Below are 17120 nucleotides of genomic sequence, written 5' to 3'. Positions count from 1 at the left end.
GAAGGGAGTCAGGCTCCAGCCTTAGGCTTAAAATTTGCACCTTTGAACCCATAACTACGGAACCTGATTATGGCCATCAAGAAAATGACTGACCTGAACCTCGCCGGCAAGCGGGTTCTGATTCGTGAAGACCTGAACGTCCCGGTCAAAGACGGCAAAGTATCCAGTGACGCCCGCATCCGTGCCTCGCTGCCCACCATCAAGGCCGCCAAAGACGCCGGTGCCAAAGTCATGCTGATGTCCCACCTGGGCCGCCCGGAAGAAGGCGTGTACGACGAAGCCTCCTCCATGAAACCGGTCGCCGAACACCTGGGCACCCTGCTGGGCCAGGAAGTCCGCCTGATCAAGGATTATCTGGACGGCGTTGAAGTGGCCGACGGCGAAGTAGTGCTGTTCGAAAACGTTCGCTTCAACAAAGGCGAAAAGAAAGACAATGAAGAGCTGGCCAGGCAATACGCCGCCCTGTGTGACATCTATGTGATGGACGCCTTCGGCACCGCTCACCGCGCCCAGGCCTCCACCCACGGTGTGGCCCGATTTGCCCCCGAAGCCTGCGCCGGCCCGCTGCTGGCAGCAGAGCTGGAAGCACTCGGCAAAGCCCTGGATAACCCGGCCAAGCCGGTGGTTGCCATCGTTGGCGGCTCCAAAGTCTCCACCAAGCTGGACGTACTCAACGCCTTGGAAAAAGTGTGTGACCAGATCATCGTTGGTGGCGGCATCGCCAACACCTTCCTGGCCGCAGCCGGCCACCCGGTGGGCAAATCCCTGTGCGAACACGACCTGATCGACACCGCCAAGGACATCGCCAGCCGCGTGGAAATCCCGCTGCCGGTTGACGTGGTGGTCGCCAGCGAATTCGCTGAAACCGCCACGGCGACGACCAAAAACATCTCCGACGTCAGCGACGAAGACATGATCCTCGACGTGGGCCCGGAAACCGCCGGCCAGTTCGCTGACCTGCTGAAAAACGCCAAAACCATCCTGTGGAACGGCCCGGTTGGCGTGTTCGAATTCGACCAGTTCGGCAACGGCACCAAGGCACTCGCCCAGGCCATCGCCGAAAGCGACGCCTTCTCCCTGGCCGGCGGCGGCGACACCGTCGCTGCCGTTGACAAATACGGCGTAGCTGACAAGATTTCCTACATCTCCACCGGCGGCGGCGCATTCCTCGAATTCGTGGAAGGTAAAACCCTGCCGGCGGTAGCCGTACTGGAAGAGCGCGGAGCGTAATCAACAAAGCGATTCTGAGAGAAACCCGCACAGGGCCAGAATCGCAAGGAGGGTGGGGTAGGTCTTTCGGGACTGTGCGCAGCAGGGAAGCTGCGCTCAAGCGTACACGGACGTATTCACAGCGTGTCCCGGAAGGCCTACCCCACACTCCGCAGCAGACTCCAAAGTCTGAAAACGAACAGAATTCAAACCTCAAAAAGTCAACGAAGGAGACAACCCATGGCCCTGATTTCGCTGCGGCAACTTCTGGACCACGCCGCCGAGCATGGTTACGGTGTGCCAGCCTTTAACGTAAACAACCTCGAACAAATGCGCGCCATCATGGAAGCGGCCGACAAAACCGACTCCCCGGTCATTGTCCAGGCCTCCGCCGGTGCCCGGAAATACGCCGGTGCGCCTTTCCTGCGCCACCTCATCCTGGCCGCCATCGAAGAATGGCCACACATCCCGGTGGTCATGCACCAGGACCACGGCACCAGCCCGGCCGTGTGCCAGCGCTCCATCCAGCTCGGCTTCAGCTCCGTGATGATGGACGGCTCCCTGGGTGAAGACGGAAAAACCCCGACCAGCTACGAATACAACGTCGACGTGACCCGTCGCACCGTTGAAATGGCCCACGCCTGTGGTGTCTCCGTAGAAGGTGAACTGGGCTGCCTGGGCTCCCTCGAAACCGGCCAGGCCGGTGAAGAAGACGGCATTGGCGCCGAAGGCACCCTGGACCACAGCCAGATGCTGACCGATCCGGAAGAAGCCGCTGACTTCGTGCAGAAAACCCAGGTTGACGCTCTGGCTATCGCCATCGGCACCAGCCACGGCGCCTACAAGTTCACTCGTCCGCCTACAGGTGACATCCTGGCCATCGACCAGATCAAAGCCATCCACGCCCGCATCCCGGACACCCACCTGGTCATGCACGGCTCCAGCTCCGTACCTCAGGAGTGGCTGAAAGTGATCAACGAATTCGGTGGCGAGATCCCGGAAACCTACGGTGTACCGGTGGAAGAAATCGTCGAAGGTATCAAGCACGGCGTGCGCAAGGTCAACATCGACACCGACCTGCGCCTGGCCTCTACCGGTGCTGTTCGTCGCTTCATGGCCCAGAACCCGGCGGAATTTGACCCGCGCAAATTCCTCAAGGCCACCATGGTTGCCATGACCGATATCTGTGTCGCCCGCTACGAAGCCTTCGGCTGTGCCGGCCAGGCCAGCAAGATCAAGCCGCTGAACCTCGAGCAAATGTTCGAGCGGTATGAGGCTGGTGAGCTGGACCCGAAGGTCAAGTAAGCCCTCTGCTCAAAGCCCCCGTAACCCGGGGGCTTTTTTCTATCCCTTTCTTGCCAGCCGCTCCAACGTCAACAACGTATCGGTGTAACGAGCAAATCGTTCCAGATACTCCGGTGACAACGTCTGCATCTCAGCAATAGCTCGGCTTACCAACCGATGCGCGTTCATCGGCCCCGCTTCTTTCGGTGTGCTTTCAATGGCGTGTCGAATTCGCTCGGCAATAACGTGATGGCCCTGGTTCGCCTGGGCTCTGATCATGGCTTTCAGGGGGCGCGGGTTATTGGGTGCTGAAGCTGGATGTGCCTTTGGCGGGTCTTGTGGCGACTGTCCGAATACCCGTTGTTCCAGAACCGACAGCGGCGCTTCAACCGATGCCTCTGGGGTTTCATTTAGCTGGTCCAGCAACCCGGAAAGAGGCGAATTGCCGCCGACATCGGGTGTGAGCTCATCGCGCTGCCCGGCACTGTCCAGCCTTGCCTGATAGTCCGATATCGCCTGTTCCAGCTTCCGCCAGTGCGTCGTTCCCTTATGCAGCCCCTTTGAGCGCAGTCTTCGCTCGAAAGACTCCAGATAGCGGAACCGAACCGGGTCATTCTGATCGGCGCCGTTTTGCCTCAAGCTTTCCAGCAAGGAGGGGCCGGGGGCTTCGCTCATGGTCAATCACCTTCCCCGGTTTCAGTATTCTCAGCCGACGAAGGCGCACGTGGCACGGTACTGATTTCCACCCGCCGGTTCTGGGCCCGGGATTCGGCATCGACGTTGGGTACTGCCGGGTGGTGAGGACCAAAGGCGGCAGCGAATACCCGGTCATTGGGCAAACCCAGCTCTGTGAGGGTTCGGGTAACCGTCAGGGCCCGCTGAGCCGACAGGCCCCAGTTGTCCTGATAACGATTGCCCGGATGCATCGGCAAGTCGTCGGTGAATCCGCTCACCATCAGCAGTTCATCGTGCTGTTCCAGGTAGGCCTGTAACGGGCGAATCAGTGATTCCAGTACTTCTTCACCTTCGGCCTGTAACTGGTCTGAATTCAGCTCGAACAATACGTTCCCGCTGATGCCGATACGGCCATCGCGGAACGTCACCAGACCTTTGGTGAGAGGGTCTTCGAGAGCTTGCTCCAGGGCCATCCGGCGCTGCTCTTCGGCTTCCCGCTTCTCGATCTCCTCGGCCAGGGACTGGCTGAGCTCCAGCTGAATGCCGATCACCCACACAAGAATCAGCGCCAGAATACCCACCAAAGCAGCCATCAGGTCCGAGAAAATGGCCCAGACCGGTGCCGATTGCTGTTCGCCGCCTTCCAGCTGTTCCATCACCCGGCCTCGCTGGATTCTGCCCGGCGCAGTGCCGCAGCGGCATCAATCACATCTTTCTGGGCACTGACGCTAAGATCAATCACCTCGCGGGCTTGGGCGACGTAGTAGGCCAGTTGCTCGTCGTGCCGGTTACCGGCCTTGTCCAGCGCTGCCTGGATATCCGACAGGCTGGCGATGACCTGCTGGTTGGACTGGCTGAACAGCTCAATGGCCTGCGCGAAGGCATCGCTCAGGGCGCCGACTTCCTGGCTACTGCCGGTAATGTCGTCGCCCAGTTTGCCCAGTTGCTGGCTCTGTTCCTGGATCAGGGTGTTGAAGCGTTCGCTGATGCCGGTCAGGGTTTCGCCGGCGCCGGTGATCAGGGTATCCACCGCCTCCCGCTGACTGTCAGCGGTGCTGCGCTGGTTCTCCAGCAGAGTGTCCAGTTCCTGAACCAGTCGCTGGCGTTCCTCCAGCAGCTCGTTTTCCCGCTCGCTGTTGCGGGCGATTTCAGACTGCAGCTGTCGGATCACCTCGGCGGCGGCCTTCGGTGTTTCCGAGGCCGTCTCAATCAGGCGGGTCATGGGCGCTTCCAGTGCAGTGCCCAGCTCGCTCAGGTGGCGGGCTGCTGTGGCTTCCAGTTGTTCCATTCGCTCGTTTGCAGCCCGGGCTCGCTCGCTTTCCTGTTCCCGAAGCTGATCGAGCTGAGCGGCAACGGTGCTGACCAGTTCCGCCAGCCCAGCCTGTTGCTGCTCAATCAACCCGGTGCTGCTGGTCTGGAAATGGCTTTGGTATTGAGTCAGCGCCTCATTTAATGCTGCCAGCATGTCGTCACTTTGAGCCTGCTGTCGGGCCAGACCGGCCTGCCAGTGTTGCGACACCTCAGCTCCGGCGTTGTTCAGGCGTTCACAGCTCTGTACCAGTTGTTGCTGCTGTTCCTTGAGCCAGGTTTGGTGCCGGTCGTTGATGGTGCCAAGCCAGGTGTGGAGCTGTTCCTGCAACTGGCTTTGACTTTGTTCGTTCTGCTTTGAGAGGGCCGCTAGCGTCTCCTGGTTCTGGGCCTGCTGTGCAGTCAGATTCTGCTGCCAGCGTTCGCCCGCCTCTGTGGTAACTGTCTGAAACCCGGAGATCAATTCGGTGAGTTGTTCACGGGCATTATCTGCCCAGCTTTGTTGCAGGCCGTGAGCATCCTTCTGAAGCTGCTCCAGGGCCTGGACAACAATGGGCTCAATCCGCTCTGACGCTTGCTTTGCAGTGTTATCCAATGCCGTTTTCAGGGAGTCGGCCACGGAGTTGGCCAGGGTCTGGTAGTGGTGGCCGACCGTGCTGTGGAATTCCTGCTGGTTGTGAGTCAGGGACTGTTCCAGTTGCTGGCCAAGTTGCTCCATGCGCGCCGTCATGCGTTCCATGGCCGAGGCCATTTCGGGCAGGGCTTTGGCCTGGCTTTCCAGCGCCAGGAACGCCTGGTGGCGTTGATGATCTGCGGATAGATGATGCAGCTTGTCGCGCAGAGCACTATCCAGTGCGCGGGAAGCCTGCAACCGGTCCCGGCGGCTCAGGGTGGAGGCCAGCCCCAGCATGGCGGAGGCGGCCACGCCAGCAATGGAGGTGCCAAAGGCCAGGCTCAAACCGGCAATCGGTGCGGCCAGTGCGCTGCGAATAGCGCTCAGTTCGGTACTGTTATCCAGCGCCGAGGCGGCGCCGCCCAGGGTCACAATCATGCCCGCAAAGGTGCCCAGCAGGCCCAGCATCACCAGCAGGCCGGTCAGGTAGGGTGTCAGTTGCGGGCCGGGTAATGCGGCGGCATGGCCCTCGATTCGCCGTTGCACCGGGAACTGCATCGGGGCGGGCAGTGTGCCAAGCCAGTGGTTAAGCTGCTCCTGGCTTTCAGGTAGCTGATGAACCTGTGCGCTCAGTTCGCGGGTTTGTCGGCGGAAATTCACCAGTTCGCCAAAGCCGAGACAGTAAACGGCGCCAATCAGCCCGGTAAACGCCAGCGCCAGCAGGTCGGAACCGACAAATCCGGCACCAATCCAGGCTACCACGGCCAGGCCGATGGCAAACGCCAGGGTAAAGAACAGTTTACTCATGGGGTGTTGTTAACCTCTTTGTGGCAAGCCTCCAGCAAACCCAGAACCGGTTCCAGCCGAACATCCAGTTCAGCGAGTAACAAAGACTGCGCTTCCTCGCAGTAACGGTGGAACCAGTCGGCTGTTGTGGCCGGGGTAGGGCTTTGCTCCGGGGTGGTCGATCGGTGCTCGAATCGTTGTTCAAGTACCTTGGGAATATGGGAAAAACACTGTGCGGTATACCCGGCCATCGTTTGATCAAACACGGCGTCCAATTCGGCCAGGTGGGCCAGCTTCGGGCCCTGATCTTTCATCGATTTTCGAACCTTGTCCCTCAACTGACGGCTGTTGGCCGCCACTTTGCGTTGGAGTGCGAGCCAGGCATTGAGAGCGGCTTCAAGCTCGGGTTCACCGTCAAACTCCAGATCGGAGCCAAACCCGCGAATACGCTGAACCAGTGCCCTGCGTATTGTCGCCAGCTCATCGGTTAACCGGTCTACCACGGCGCCCTGAGGCGTGCCTGGCTGTTTCGCCCGATAACCTATGGCCGCATCCAGGGTCATGGTGTCGCCCAAGCCGAACAGCCGGCTCAGTCGCTCACCAAAGCAGGGAAGTTGCTCAGGCGCAGCAAATGCCCCGGATCGGGACAGTTGATCTAGCAGTGCATTTCGGGGCCCTATTGGGGCACGGTTTTGCTGGGTCATTGGTTTACTGATTGACCGGGCCGTTTGGTAGAAAAGGACGCTATTCTACTGGCTAAGACCGATGAAACATAATGACCGTAGGGAAAGTTGCTAATTCAGCCCGTAGCGACGTTCACGTTCAAACCGGAAAAATCCCTCTTCTTCCTCCCGCTCGATGGTCGGGGCAGAAAACCCGAAATGCTCCTGGCGAAGGTCCGTTAACGCGGCTTCCAGTTGCTCACCGTTCAGGCGGTTCTGTAAGGCTCGTCTTTCGGCCATGTAGGCTTTGCCTTTCTGCCATTTTTCCTCCCGGCGCTGGTCTTCCTCGGCCAACTGGCGAATGGCCTCTTCGGAGTAGCCTATCTGGCGGCGCAGATCGTTGATGGCTTGCTGGCGTTTGTCTGCCGGCAGGCTGGCGAGTTGCTGTTGAACGCTGTCCATGGAGAACAGGGCGTGGCTGGTCGCACCGGAACCCGCCAGTTGCCGGGCCAGATCGGCACCATAGAGTTCGTCTGCGGTGGTTTGTAGCTGGTGAGCCAGTTCGGTCAGTGGCATCTGGTTGGCCTGGTCCAGCCGCGCCAGAGTCTGCTGGAAATGGTCCGATTTGGCTTCCACCGGGTTCTGCTCCTCGGCCCAGATCTGGCTTGCCAGGGGGCCGAAAATCGCTTCGCGTTGCTGCCAGAGCTCGGCGTAGCGTTCCATGTCCGGCAACCCCTGTAAACGAAGCTCGTGATTGTCGAGCCATCGGTTGTACAGGTCCAGCTTAGCCAATAACGCGAAAATGCTGTCGGCCAGTTCCGGAAAGGCCGTGATGATGGCGGACTGGAAAAGCTCGTCACCGGAATCCGGATAACGCGCCAACAGGTTTCGGCGTTCGTTATACAGACGTGCCTGGGTGGCCGGCTCGGTGATGGTGTCGCCGTACAGTTCCAGGTACTTAACGGCCAGTTCAACAACGCGTTGGTCGCCGCTTTGGGTTGGCTCGGTGGTGGGCGTCGCTGCCGCACGCGAGGGGGTGGAACCATTGGGTGCTTGCATAGCCGCCGGCTTTGATGACTCGGGCCAGTAATGAAAACCGCCCGCAATCACTAAGACCAGGGCTCCGAGCGCCAATACGGAGTTGAGTGGTTTCATTGCAGCTGTCCTGCCAGTGGTATTGCAGAATGTGGTCCCGGCCGATGCTCGGCCGGGACGCTGGGGCTTCAGAGAAGCGGTTGCAGTTTCGGCCAGATCAGATCAGCGATCTTTTTCGATCCACTATCCGCCGGGTGGATACCATCAAAGATGATGTCCCGGTCGTTGATCACCCAGCGCGGATCCACAAACGTGCAGTCCAGTACCGAGTTCTCGCAGGCCCGGGCCAGTGTGGCATTACCGTAGTCGACTGCCTCTTTCATGTCGTCCAGCCGGAACAGGCCGTTCTTGGTGTAGTAGTAGCCGGTCAGAATGCCGTTCTGAACGCCGGCTTCCGCCATCTCGTTCAGGAAATCCACGCCTTCCACATAGATATCATCGATGAAATCCCGGCATTGCTGGCTCAGGCGCCCGAAGCGCCACCAGGGTGTCTTGCAGTTGTTGGAGTTGAAGGCAATCGCCGGAATCAGAATATCGTTCCCGCCGGCATCACCGACAATGGTTTTGATATCCGGGTTGTCTGTGACGGCTTCCCGGAACTGATTGGGAATAGACGGGGCAATCAGCTCACCGGACAGCTCTGCACCGGAGACCGTATAGCGCCGGAAGGTTTCGCCGGCTTTTGCTTCCAGCTGATTCTGGATTTCACCGGAGAGGGCAAAGATGGAATCGCCAACGAAAACGACCTGGTCGTTATCGGCGTCGGTCACCTTGTCGTTACTGAGCAGATAGCCGAGTTCACTGCAGCCGGTAAACAGCAGTGCTGCGCCAAGTGCCATGGCTGGTTTGAGGGTTTTGCCCAGGAGATCGGGCAGGAACGAACGGTGTTCATTAATTGTCATTGTTTGAACTCCTTGTGTAAGGGATAGACGGTCCGTCTATGGGTACTGCCCTTTCAATATCGTCCATGGGCGCTGGTTTGCAGAATGGGAGAATAGGCTTCGGAGTTGTCAGATCCGGCCATCAGTCGGTCATTGTGAACCGCCTCTCAGTTCTTGACCTGTCTCAAGTGGTGGTCAGCACTGGCTTGTATTTTTTCCATCAGCGTCAAATATAGGTAATCAGAGAGACCTATTTGCTCAGATGCGAGGAGCGCCATGGATTTCAAAGACTATTACGCCGTCCTCGGTGTGAGTGAGTCTGCCACGCCCGAGGAAATCAAGAAGGCTTACCGTAAGCTGGCGCGGAAATATCACCCGGATGTCAGCAAAGAAGCCGATGCGAGCGACCGTTTTAAAGATGTGGGCGAAGCGTATGAAGTACTGAAGGACCCCGAGAAACGGGCCGAGTACGACCAGTTGCGCAAGTACGGCACCCGAGACGATGGTTCATTCCAGCCGCCACCGGGCTGGCAGAGTGCCTCCGGCTTTGGCGGCGGAGGATACACAGAGGCCGACGCTCGTCAGTTCAGTGATTTTTTTGAGGAAATCTTCGGCGGTGGCCGGCGTGGAGACTTCGGGGGTGGCGGTTTTCACCAGAGCATGAGAATGCGGGGCGAGGATGTGCATGCCCGGCTGGCCCTGTTTCTTGAAGAGGCTTTTAACGGTTGCGAGAAACAGGTGTCGTTCACGGTTCATGAACCGGATGACCATGGCCGCCTGATACCACGCCAGAAAACCCTGAAAGTAAAAATCCCTGCGGGCATGCGGGAAGGGCAGCATATCCGGCTGAAGGGCCAGGGCGCACCCGGAATTGGTGGAGGTGAGCCTGGCGATCTGTTTATCGAAGTGGAACTGGCGCCCCACCCTCACTTCAGTGTTGAGGGCCGGGATGTGCTGGTTACCGTGCCGATTTCGCCGTGGGAAGCCGCCCTGGGGGCAACGGTCACAGTGCCAACGGTGACCGGAAAGGTGAATGTGAAGGTGCCGAAGGGGACCACCAGCGGGCGCAAACTCCGGCTCAAGGGCAAAGGCTTTCCGGGCAAACACCCGGGCGACCAGATTGTGGTACTGCAAGTGGCCATGCCCGAACAGCACACGGCGGAAGCCGAAGCACTCTACGAGAAGCTGGCTGAGCTGGAGAAAGGCTTTAATCCGCGCAGCAAGCTGCACGTGTGAGGGAGGCGAACATGACGAGCAAAGACCGGATTCTGATGGTGGAAGTCACCGACACCGAAGGCAGCACCTTCTCGCTTCGGGAAATCTGCGAACGCGGGGACTGTCATGCAGAGTTTGTGATCAAACTGGTGGACTATGGAGTCATCGCGCCACTGGACGAGGTGCCGGAAGTGCGCCAGTGGAAATTTGACGTGGCCGCACTGAGTCGCCTGCAGAAAGCGCTGCGCCTGCAGCGGGATCTCAAACTCAACCTGCCCGGGCTGGCCATGTCGCTGGAGCTGCTGGACGAAGTGCAGGACATGCGGCGGGAGGTGGACCGCCTGAACCAACGCATTCGTCAACTGATGGGCGAGTAGCGGTATTTTGTCCCGGGGGCTGAATGCCTGGTTCAGCTCCCGGACACGTTTCCAGAAACGATTCACGAAATTGTCATCTTTTCCGGCTGGACAAAACCAAAATTTGGGATTATTTTCCCATTTAATTATTTGGGAAAAGTATCCCAATTATTTTGGCGCTGAAAAAACGCGCCGGACTCTGTCAAATCAGTCGGGAGAAGGAAGATGAAGCGCAACGGACTTTCAAAAGCGATCAAGCTGGTTCTGGTTGGTACCTTGGCCGGCGGTCTGGCCGCCTGTGGTGGCGGTGGCTCCGGCTCCTCCGGTTCGGTGGGGGCGAGTGGCAATGCCGAGGGCACCAGCGTTGGTGCGGTGACCGGTTTTGGTAGCGTGTATGTCAACGGAACCCGGTTTGCGACCGATGGCAGCGTTAGCAGTGACGACGGCATCGAGCGTGAGGGCCAGCTTGAAAAAGGCATGGTGCTGAAAATCAAAGGTGGCTGGGACGAGCGGGGCCAGGGCCAGGCCGACGCTGTGTTCTATGACGACACCCTGAGGGGGCCGCTGGTTGCGGCAACCTGGGATGCCACTGCCAGCACCGGACAGCTGGAGTTGCTGGGGCAGGTGGTTGTGCTTAACAACCAGACGGTATTCCGCGGAGCCACACCGGTTGAGCTTGCGGCGGCGCCTGCCAACTATCGGGTTCGGGTAAGCGGCTGGCGGCTGGATGACGGCAGCTTCCGGGCCAGCTTCGTGGGTGCTCGTCTGCTGGGCTCGGATTTTGACGATGTGAATGAGGCTGAACTTGAAGGCGTGGTCCAGAACCTGGATGCGCAGTTGCATACCTTCACCATCAACGGTTTTACAGTGGATTACACCAGCGCGGTCGCGGATGACGATTTCAGTCTGGACCAACTGGAGAACGGGCTTGCGGTTGAGGTGGAAGGTCAGCTCAACGCAGACGGCGATGTCCTGCTCGCCGAGGAAATTGATGATGAGGACGACCTGTTTGACGACAACGACGACGTTGAAATTTCCGGTGATATCTACGATTTCGATGCGTCTGCCCGCACCTTCCGGATTAATGGCGTGCTGGTTCAGCTGAATGCTGAGACTGAGTTTGACGACATCAGCGAGGGCAGCCTTCAGGATGGCGTGTTCGTGAAAGTCGAGGGTGATTTCCGCAACAACACCCTGCTGGCGGAAGAAGTGGAAGGCCGGGAAGGCGATGCGGAACTGGACGGCATCATCCAGCAGATCGATCTGGACAATGAATTGCTGGTGGTCAGTGGCGTTCGCGTTCAACTCACCGCCAATACCCTGATCGACGACGATGACAGCGATAACGACCTGCGTAATCGGGTTGATGACATCAACGCCTTCAGCGTTGGGGACTATGTCGAGGTGGAAGGTCGTCAGCGTACTGATCACCTTGAAGCCTTCACCATTGAGCTGGAAGACAGCGACGAAGATGATAACTTTGAGCTGGAGGCCAGAATCGATGCCATTTCCGATACGTCGGTGACGGTGATGAATCTGGAAATCCTGCTGAATAGCTTCAGCGTTGCGGGTCTTCAGGTTGGTGATGAAGCCGAGGTTCAGTACGACCAGACCAACGGCGGGGAGTATGTGTTGACCGCAAACCCAGAAAACTGAGGTTGAAGGGCACAGGTTGCGGGGATACCGCAACCTGTGTCTGGTTTTCCGGGGCAAGATGGGAATACAATCCCAAACATGACTGATGCCAAATCCAATCCCCTGCACCAAGCGCTGTTCCGCATTTTGCGCCCCATGGCCAGACTGCTGTTGCGCAATGGCGTACCGTTCGGCGAATTCTCTGAGCTGGTGAAAAGGGCGTATGTGGAGGCTGCGCTGGAGGATTTCTCTGACGGGCGCCGCAAACCAACCGATTCCAGAGCGGCAGTGATGACAGGCCTTACCCGCAAAGAAGTTCGAAAACAACGAGAGATATTGGCGGGGCAAAGCCCGGTCAGTGAACGAACCTCTCATGCAAATCGCGCTTCGCGTGTGGTGTCCGGATGGGTGCACGATGAGACCTATCAGGCAGCGAATGGACAGCCCGCGGTGCTGGCATTCGAGGGCGCCGGGAGCTTCAGTGAGCTGGTTCGAAAATACAGTGGCGATATGACTCCCAGAGCGGTACTGGATGAGCTCCAGCGGGTTGGGGTAGTCGCGGTTGAGCCGGATACTGGGTTCCTGATCCTGAAACAGCGGGCGTATGTGCCGGCCGGAGACAGCGAAGAAATGCTCCAGATCTTCGGAGAGGACGTATCTGATCTTGTAGCCACTATTGATCACAATCTGGTGAGTCGGGATGTCGGGCGTGAGCCGCTGTTCCAGCGCACCCTGACCTATAATGAAATACCACCAGAGGTGATCGCTTCGTGGCGTGAACAAGCCGCAAGGCAGTCCCAGGCCCTGCTGGAAGATCTGGACAGCTGGTTAGGGCCTCACGACCGGGGAGTATCCGGCCAGGAGGGCGGCGAATCGGTACGGACCGGCGTCAGCATTTTCTATTTTGAAGCGCCGGTTCAGACGAACAAGAGCGGAGATGAATGATGATGGCTCTTAATGTCCCGACCGGACGGCCCCCGCGCTGGCAAACCACCGAACTGGTCAGCATGCTGCTTTCGCCGGGTGCCCGTCAGGTGGTGAGATACTGGCTGAGTTCCGAGCATTTCCTGGATGAGCAGAAACACCCGAGGGTGGTGCTTGCAACGCCACATGAACCCAATTCCTTTGTTGATCTGGTGCAAATCGCCAACCCAAACCTGGTGCCTTCTGTCGTGCTTGCGGAACTGCTTCGAAAGGGCATTGTGGAAACCCTGGAGAGCGGTCACGTTCTGTTAAAGAGAAGCGCTTATGCTCCCTGGGGTGCTACCGGTTCACTGAGCCTGGGCAATTACGATGATTTTGTTGACATCGACAAGCTACGACGACGCCACAACGACAGCTGACAATCAGTGGCGGGCCCGGATGGCCTGCAGGAGAGAACAATGTTCAGAGCAGTAACGCTTCACAGAATGCTGAAACTCGCCGCCGCACCGATCGCACTCGGCGTGTTGAGTGCCTGCGGCGGCGGTGGCGGTGGCGGTGGTGGAGTCGGCGTTGCCGACGGCGGCATCCGAGGCACAGGCTCCAGCGTTGGGCCGGTTTCCGGTTTCGGCAGCGTCTTCGTCAATGGCGTGAAGTTTGAGACGGATGGTCGCGTCAGCAGTGATGACGGCATTGAGCGTGAAGATCAGTTACAGGAAGGCATGATCCTGAGGATCGAAGGCGAGTGGCGGGTTGATGGCCGAGGGAATGCGGAGTCGGTCGAGTACGACGATACCTTCCGTGGGCGTGTGGACAATCTGATTCAGACCCCGGATGCCGACGGTATGGTCGAATCGGTGCAGTTCACCATCTATAAGCAGACTGTGGTTGCCGACCAGCAGACGGTGTTCAAGGACATTGCGCTTGAAACCCTGGCAGACGGCGCTTTCGTGCGCATCAGTGGCTGGCGTGAGCCGGACCCCAACGGTCGGTACCGGGCAAGCCACATTGGTTTGATGACGCAGGATGAAACCAACGTAGAGATTGAAGGCCGCATCGACGAGGGTTCATTGGAGCTGAATCTGAATCAGTTCAGCATTAACGAGCAGTTGGTCTCGTACACTGACAGCGCGTTCGCCGGGTCGCTGACGGAAGCCGATCTGGCGGATCTTCTGCTGGTGGAGGCCGAAGGTACGATCTCCAATGGCGTATTGATTGCCCGGGAAATCGACGAAGGCGAAACCCGTCGCTACCGTCGGGGCTCCGGCGATGACATTGAGTTCTCAGGCCCCGTGAGCACCGACTACAACGCATCGGACCGATCCTTCCACATCAACGGCCTGATTGTCTTTGTCGATGACAATACCGAGTTTGATGATGGTTTGTCGGCCTCGGATCTGTCCGCCGGCATGCTGATACAGGTTGAGGGGGATTTCCAGGACAATGGCTCCGTACTGGCTGAAGAAATTGAAGCTCGTGAAGGCAACGCGTCAGTAGACGGTGTCCTCGACGTCAACACGCTCAACTTCAACGACCAGACCTTCCGGGTTGGTGGTGTGTTGGTGCAGCTCACGCCACGGACGATCATCACCGACGATGACAGCGATCTGCGCCTGAAACTGGCGGACCTGAACGGCAGTTATCAGGTAGAAGTGGAAGGTATTGAGCGGCAGTCCGGCTCTGGCGTTGTGCTTGAGGCCGTCAAGATTGAGCGCAACGAGGAAGACACTACTCCGGCGAGTCCGCGGAAGTATGAGCTGGAAGGCCAGTTGTCTGATATCGAGGATAGTTTTTATACGATCCTTGGTGTCAGAATCGATATCAGTCTTGTCGACTTCGATGATGGCGAGAGAAGCTCTATCGAATCGGCGTTCTCACAGGGGGCATCGGTAAGTCTTGAGATAGATTACGTTGAGTCACCCCCGGGTGTTTACGTCGCCGATGAAATCGAACTGGAAAGCGAAGACTGAGCCATGAACCACCTCGCCCACACCTTCCTCGCCCCGGACTCACCGGAGGTGAGAGTGGGCAGTATTCTCGGGGATTTCACCCGGGGACTGGACTGGGATCATGTGCCGTCGCCGGTGCTCGAGGGCGTGCGGCACCACCTGGCGGTTGATGTATTCACCGATCAGCATCCGCAGGTGCTGGCCAGTAAAAGCCTGTTCTCAAGGGAGCGCCGGCGCTTTGCCGGCGTGGCTCTGGATATCCTCTACGATCACTTCCTGCTCCGGCACTGGGAACAGTTCAGTGACTGGGACAAAGATACCTTTATCCGGACCGTATACCAGGAACTGCAAAGCCACCAGGCGCTGATGCCCGAGAACATGGCGGTGGTGACCCGTCGCATGGTCGAGCATGACTGGTTTGGCGCCTATCAGGATCTGGATAACATCGGCTATGCCCTCGACAGGGTGGCCGGCCGGATCCGATTTGCCAACCGGTTTACCGGCATCATCGACGAAATCCGCGCCAACGAAGCCGAACTGGAAGGCCATTTTCTGGCCTTCTTCCCTGAACTTCAGGCCTTCGCCAACCGCTATCCGGAATCATCCCATCAGGCGTGAACGGGCCTGCTGATATTCATCTTCCAATCGCTGAACCAACGCCTCAACAGGCACCACATCATGAATCTGGCTCACACCCTGACCGGCGGACCAGACCGTCTTCCACGCTTTGGCTTCATCGTCCATGGGCTTGAGCTTCTCGCCGTAATTCACATCGCCGGCCTGGTTCAGCTTCTGCATATCAAAGCCCGCGGCTTCCAGACTCTGGCGCATAAAACTGGCCGGTACACCGGACACCGCCGGGGTGTGGATGATATCCGCGGATACCGCTTCGATGATCATGTTCCGATAGGCATCTTCCGCTTCCGATTCCTCGGTATTGATAAACCGTGTGCCCATATAGGCCAGATCCGCCCCCAATGCCTGGGCTGCCAACAGATCCTCTCCGTGTGACAAACCGCCGGCCAGCAAAATGGTGCCATCGAACACCTCACGGACTTCATGCACCAGCACAAACGGATTGGTGGTACCGGCATGGCCACCGGCGCCTGCGCTGACCGCAATGATGCCATCCACCCCGGCTTCTGCCGCCTTGCGGGCGTGTTTCTGATTGGTGACATCGTGGAATACCAGCCCGCCGTAACTGTGCACGGCTTCCACCACCTGACTGGCGGCGCCCAGGGAGGTAATGACAATTGGCACCTGATGTTTTACACAAAGCTCCAGATCCGCTTGCCAGCGCGGGTTGGTGCGGTGAACCACTAAATTCACCGCATAGGGCGCGGTTGTCGCGCTTGGTTGCTGCGCTTGCCATTGCGCCAGTTCGTCATTCATCTGCATCAGCCATTGCTCGAAACCCTCACTGCTGCGCTGGTTCAGGGCTGGAAAGCTGCCCACGATGCCGGCTTTGCAACAGGCGAGGGCCAGGCGGGGTGAGGAAATCAGAAACATGGGGGCGGCAATTAACGGAAGACGAAGCTGATTTTGGAGCTGTGCGGGAATTGGCATGTTGAGTCCTTGATTTTTATTGGAACTTTCTCAAGCTATGGGGGATCTTAGCCTGTTCCCGCAGAGCCGCGAAACCGGTTTTCTGAGATAGTATGCAATCAACCTCCAGACAAGGAGCCCGTCATGGGTGAAGCAAAACGACGCAAACAGACCGGCGCCCCCTCGCCACGTAACACGCAGGGCCGAAAATCACTGATCATCGTCCTGTCACTGGTGATTGGGGTGGCCGTCATCGCTGGCCTGTACTTCGTCACCAAACCACCGGCACCCAGCTCAGACGCGCTGCCCGTGGCGGCCCCCAACGCCGACGAATTTCCGGCCATTGTTGACCAGTACGGCATTTCCGTTGGCAGCGAAGATGCTCCGGTTGTCGTCCGCGAGTTCGCCGACTACCAGTGCCCGGCCTGCGCCCGCTTCGCCGAAGCCAGCCAGCGCCTGAAGAAGGAATATGTGGAAACCGGCAAAGTCCGCTTCGTCTATTTCGATCTGCCCCTGCGCCAGCACCAGAACGCCATGCCTGCCGCCCTGGCCGCCCGCTGCGCGGGTGATCAGGATCAGTACTGGACCATGCACGAAAAGCTGTACGCCGCGCAAAGTGAATGGAGTGGCTCCAACGACCCGACGGCGACCTTCACCCGCTACGCCAACGACCTCGGCCTGGAAGAACGCCGCTTTCGCCGCTGCATGGAAACCGAACTGCATCGGGAAGCCGTCGAGCAAAGCCTGCAAGTGGCCGTCCAGCTCCGGGTCGCCAGCACCCCGACCGTCATGGTCGATAACATCCAGTTGACCCGCCCCGGCTGGGGGCAGTTGTCGGCGGTTGTAGAGCGGGAGTTGGCCAAAGCGGAGTAATGCGGCCATCCGCAACTTGCATCGGGGGCGCGGTTGATTAAACTTTGCCCCCTCGCGCCCACCGGCCGTGACAATTATCAAACCATGCTCCGGATTTACGATCCGGCCCGCAG

The 17120-nt window shown here is 58.6% G+C and carries 17 protein-coding genes; 10 read left to right on the top strand and 7 right to left on the bottom strand.

Annotation, left to right across the window (positions count from 1 at the left end):
- The first annotated feature begins 69 nt into the window (after positions 1 to 69).
- Both OZ656_RS15635 and fba read left to right on the top strand, forming a co-directional pair.
- Positions 70 to 1230, top strand: coding sequence for a phosphoglycerate kinase (locus OZ656_RS15635; RefSeq protein WP_278350434.1), 1161 nt, complete (start codon positions 70 to 72; stop codon positions 1228 to 1230).
- 219 nt (positions 1231 to 1449) lie between these two features.
- A complete protein-coding gene (gene fba, locus OZ656_RS15630; RefSeq protein ID WP_023008548.1) occupies positions 1450 to 2514 on the top strand; it encodes a class II fructose-bisphosphate aldolase in 1065 nt (354 codons plus the stop codon).
- A 39-nt stretch (positions 2515 to 2553) separates the two neighbouring features.
- Here the strand turns inward: fba and OZ656_RS15625 are convergent, their stop codons facing one another.
- From OZ656_RS15625 to OZ656_RS15600, 6 genes are all read right to left on the bottom strand, one after another.
- On the bottom strand, positions 2554 to 3168 hold the full coding sequence (locus OZ656_RS15625; protein WP_278350431.1) for a DUF2894 domain-containing protein: 615 nt from the start codon (positions 3166 to 3168) through the stop codon (positions 2554 to 2556).
- A gap of 2 nt (positions 3169 to 3170) precedes the next feature.
- Positions 3171 to 3824: an OmpA family protein gene (locus OZ656_RS15620; RefSeq protein ID WP_153740693.1), complete on the bottom strand. Its 654-nt coding sequence runs from the start codon at positions 3822 to 3824 to the stop codon at positions 3171 to 3173.
- The gene (locus tag OZ656_RS15615; RefSeq protein WP_278350430.1) at positions 3824 to 5896 is read right to left on the bottom strand and encodes a DUF802 domain-containing protein; all 2073 of its coding nucleotides are present in this window, start codon (positions 5894 to 5896) and stop codon (positions 3824 to 3826) included. Before OZ656_RS15615 ends, OZ656_RS15620 begins: the two co-directional genes overlap by 1 nt.
- The gene (locus OZ656_RS15610) at positions 5893 to 6579 is read right to left on the bottom strand and encodes a DUF3348 family protein (protein WP_153740695.1); all 687 of its coding nucleotides are present in this window, start codon (positions 6577 to 6579) and stop codon (positions 5893 to 5895) included. Before OZ656_RS15610 ends, OZ656_RS15615 begins: the two co-directional genes overlap by 4 nt.
- A gap of 90 nt (positions 6580 to 6669) precedes the next feature.
- Complete coding sequence (locus OZ656_RS15605) at positions 6670 to 7692, bottom strand: hypothetical protein (RefSeq protein WP_278350429.1); 1023 nt, start codon at positions 7690 to 7692, stop codon at positions 6670 to 6672.
- A 68-nt stretch (positions 7693 to 7760) separates the two neighbouring features.
- Complete coding sequence (locus OZ656_RS15600; protein ID WP_278350428.1) at positions 7761 to 8534, bottom strand: SGNH/GDSL hydrolase family protein; 774 nt, start codon at positions 8532 to 8534, stop codon at positions 7761 to 7763.
- Positions 8535 to 8789: 255 nt separating this feature from the next.
- On the opposite strand from OZ656_RS15600, the gene OZ656_RS15595 reads away from it, so the two are divergent.
- From OZ656_RS15595 to OZ656_RS15565, 7 genes are all read left to right on the top strand, one after another.
- A complete protein-coding gene (locus OZ656_RS15595; RefSeq protein ID WP_278350427.1) occupies positions 8790 to 9749 on the top strand; it encodes a DnaJ C-terminal domain-containing protein in 960 nt (319 codons plus the stop codon).
- Between the two features lie 11 nt (positions 9750 to 9760).
- Complete coding sequence (locus OZ656_RS15590) at positions 9761 to 10105, top strand: chaperone modulator CbpM (RefSeq protein ID WP_379944714.1); 345 nt, start codon at positions 9761 to 9763, stop codon at positions 10103 to 10105.
- 204 nt (positions 10106 to 10309) lie between these two features.
- Entirely contained in the window at positions 10310 to 11740 is a 1431-nt protein-coding gene (locus OZ656_RS15585) for a DUF5666 domain-containing protein (RefSeq protein ID WP_278350426.1), read from the top strand.
- A gap of 78 nt (positions 11741 to 11818) precedes the next feature.
- Positions 11819 to 12664: a DUF6502 family protein gene (locus tag OZ656_RS15580; RefSeq protein ID WP_278350425.1), complete on the top strand. Its 846-nt coding sequence runs from the start codon at positions 11819 to 11821 to the stop codon at positions 12662 to 12664.
- On the top strand, positions 12661 to 13062 hold the full coding sequence (locus tag OZ656_RS15575; RefSeq protein WP_379944712.1) for a hypothetical protein: 402 nt from the start codon (positions 12661 to 12663) through the stop codon (positions 13060 to 13062). The genes OZ656_RS15580 and OZ656_RS15575 overlap by 4 nt, the downstream gene beginning before the upstream one ends.
- Before the next feature lie 39 nt (positions 13063 to 13101).
- Positions 13102 to 14610 carry a DUF5666 domain-containing protein gene (locus OZ656_RS15570; RefSeq protein ID WP_278350424.1) on the top strand — a complete coding sequence of 503 codons (1509 nt, stop codon included), beginning with the start codon at positions 13102 to 13104 and terminating at the stop codon, positions 14608 to 14610.
- A gap of 3 nt (positions 14611 to 14613) precedes the next feature.
- Positions 14614 to 15207 (top strand): ACP phosphodiesterase, encoded by a 594-nt coding sequence (locus OZ656_RS15565; protein ID WP_278350423.1) that lies wholly within the window; start codon positions 14614 to 14616, stop codon positions 15205 to 15207.
- On the opposite strand, the gene OZ656_RS15560 is transcribed toward OZ656_RS15565, so the two are convergent.
- Positions 15190 to 16155 carry a nitronate monooxygenase family protein gene (locus OZ656_RS15560; RefSeq protein WP_278350422.1) on the bottom strand — a complete coding sequence of 322 codons (966 nt, stop codon included), beginning with the start codon at positions 16153 to 16155 and terminating at the stop codon, positions 15190 to 15192. The two genes, OZ656_RS15565 and OZ656_RS15560, sit on opposite strands and share 18 nt — an antisense overlap.
- 123 nt (positions 16156 to 16278) lie before the next feature.
- Between OZ656_RS15560 and OZ656_RS15555 the strand changes: the two genes are divergently transcribed.
- Positions 16279 to 17007, top strand: coding sequence for a DsbA family protein (locus tag OZ656_RS15555; RefSeq protein ID WP_278350421.1), 729 nt, complete (start codon positions 16279 to 16281; stop codon positions 17005 to 17007).
- Positions 17008 to 17120 lie beyond the last annotated feature (113 nt).

Origin of the sequence: Marinobacter sp. LM1, assembly GCF_042763285.1 — a bacterium.
GTDB classification, from domain to species: domain Bacteria; phylum Pseudomonadota; class Gammaproteobacteria; order Pseudomonadales; family Oleiphilaceae; genus Marinobacter; species Marinobacter nauticus.
The sequence above is the reverse complement of the archived record's forward strand: the minus strand, read 5'-3'. Positions and strand labels throughout refer to the sequence as shown.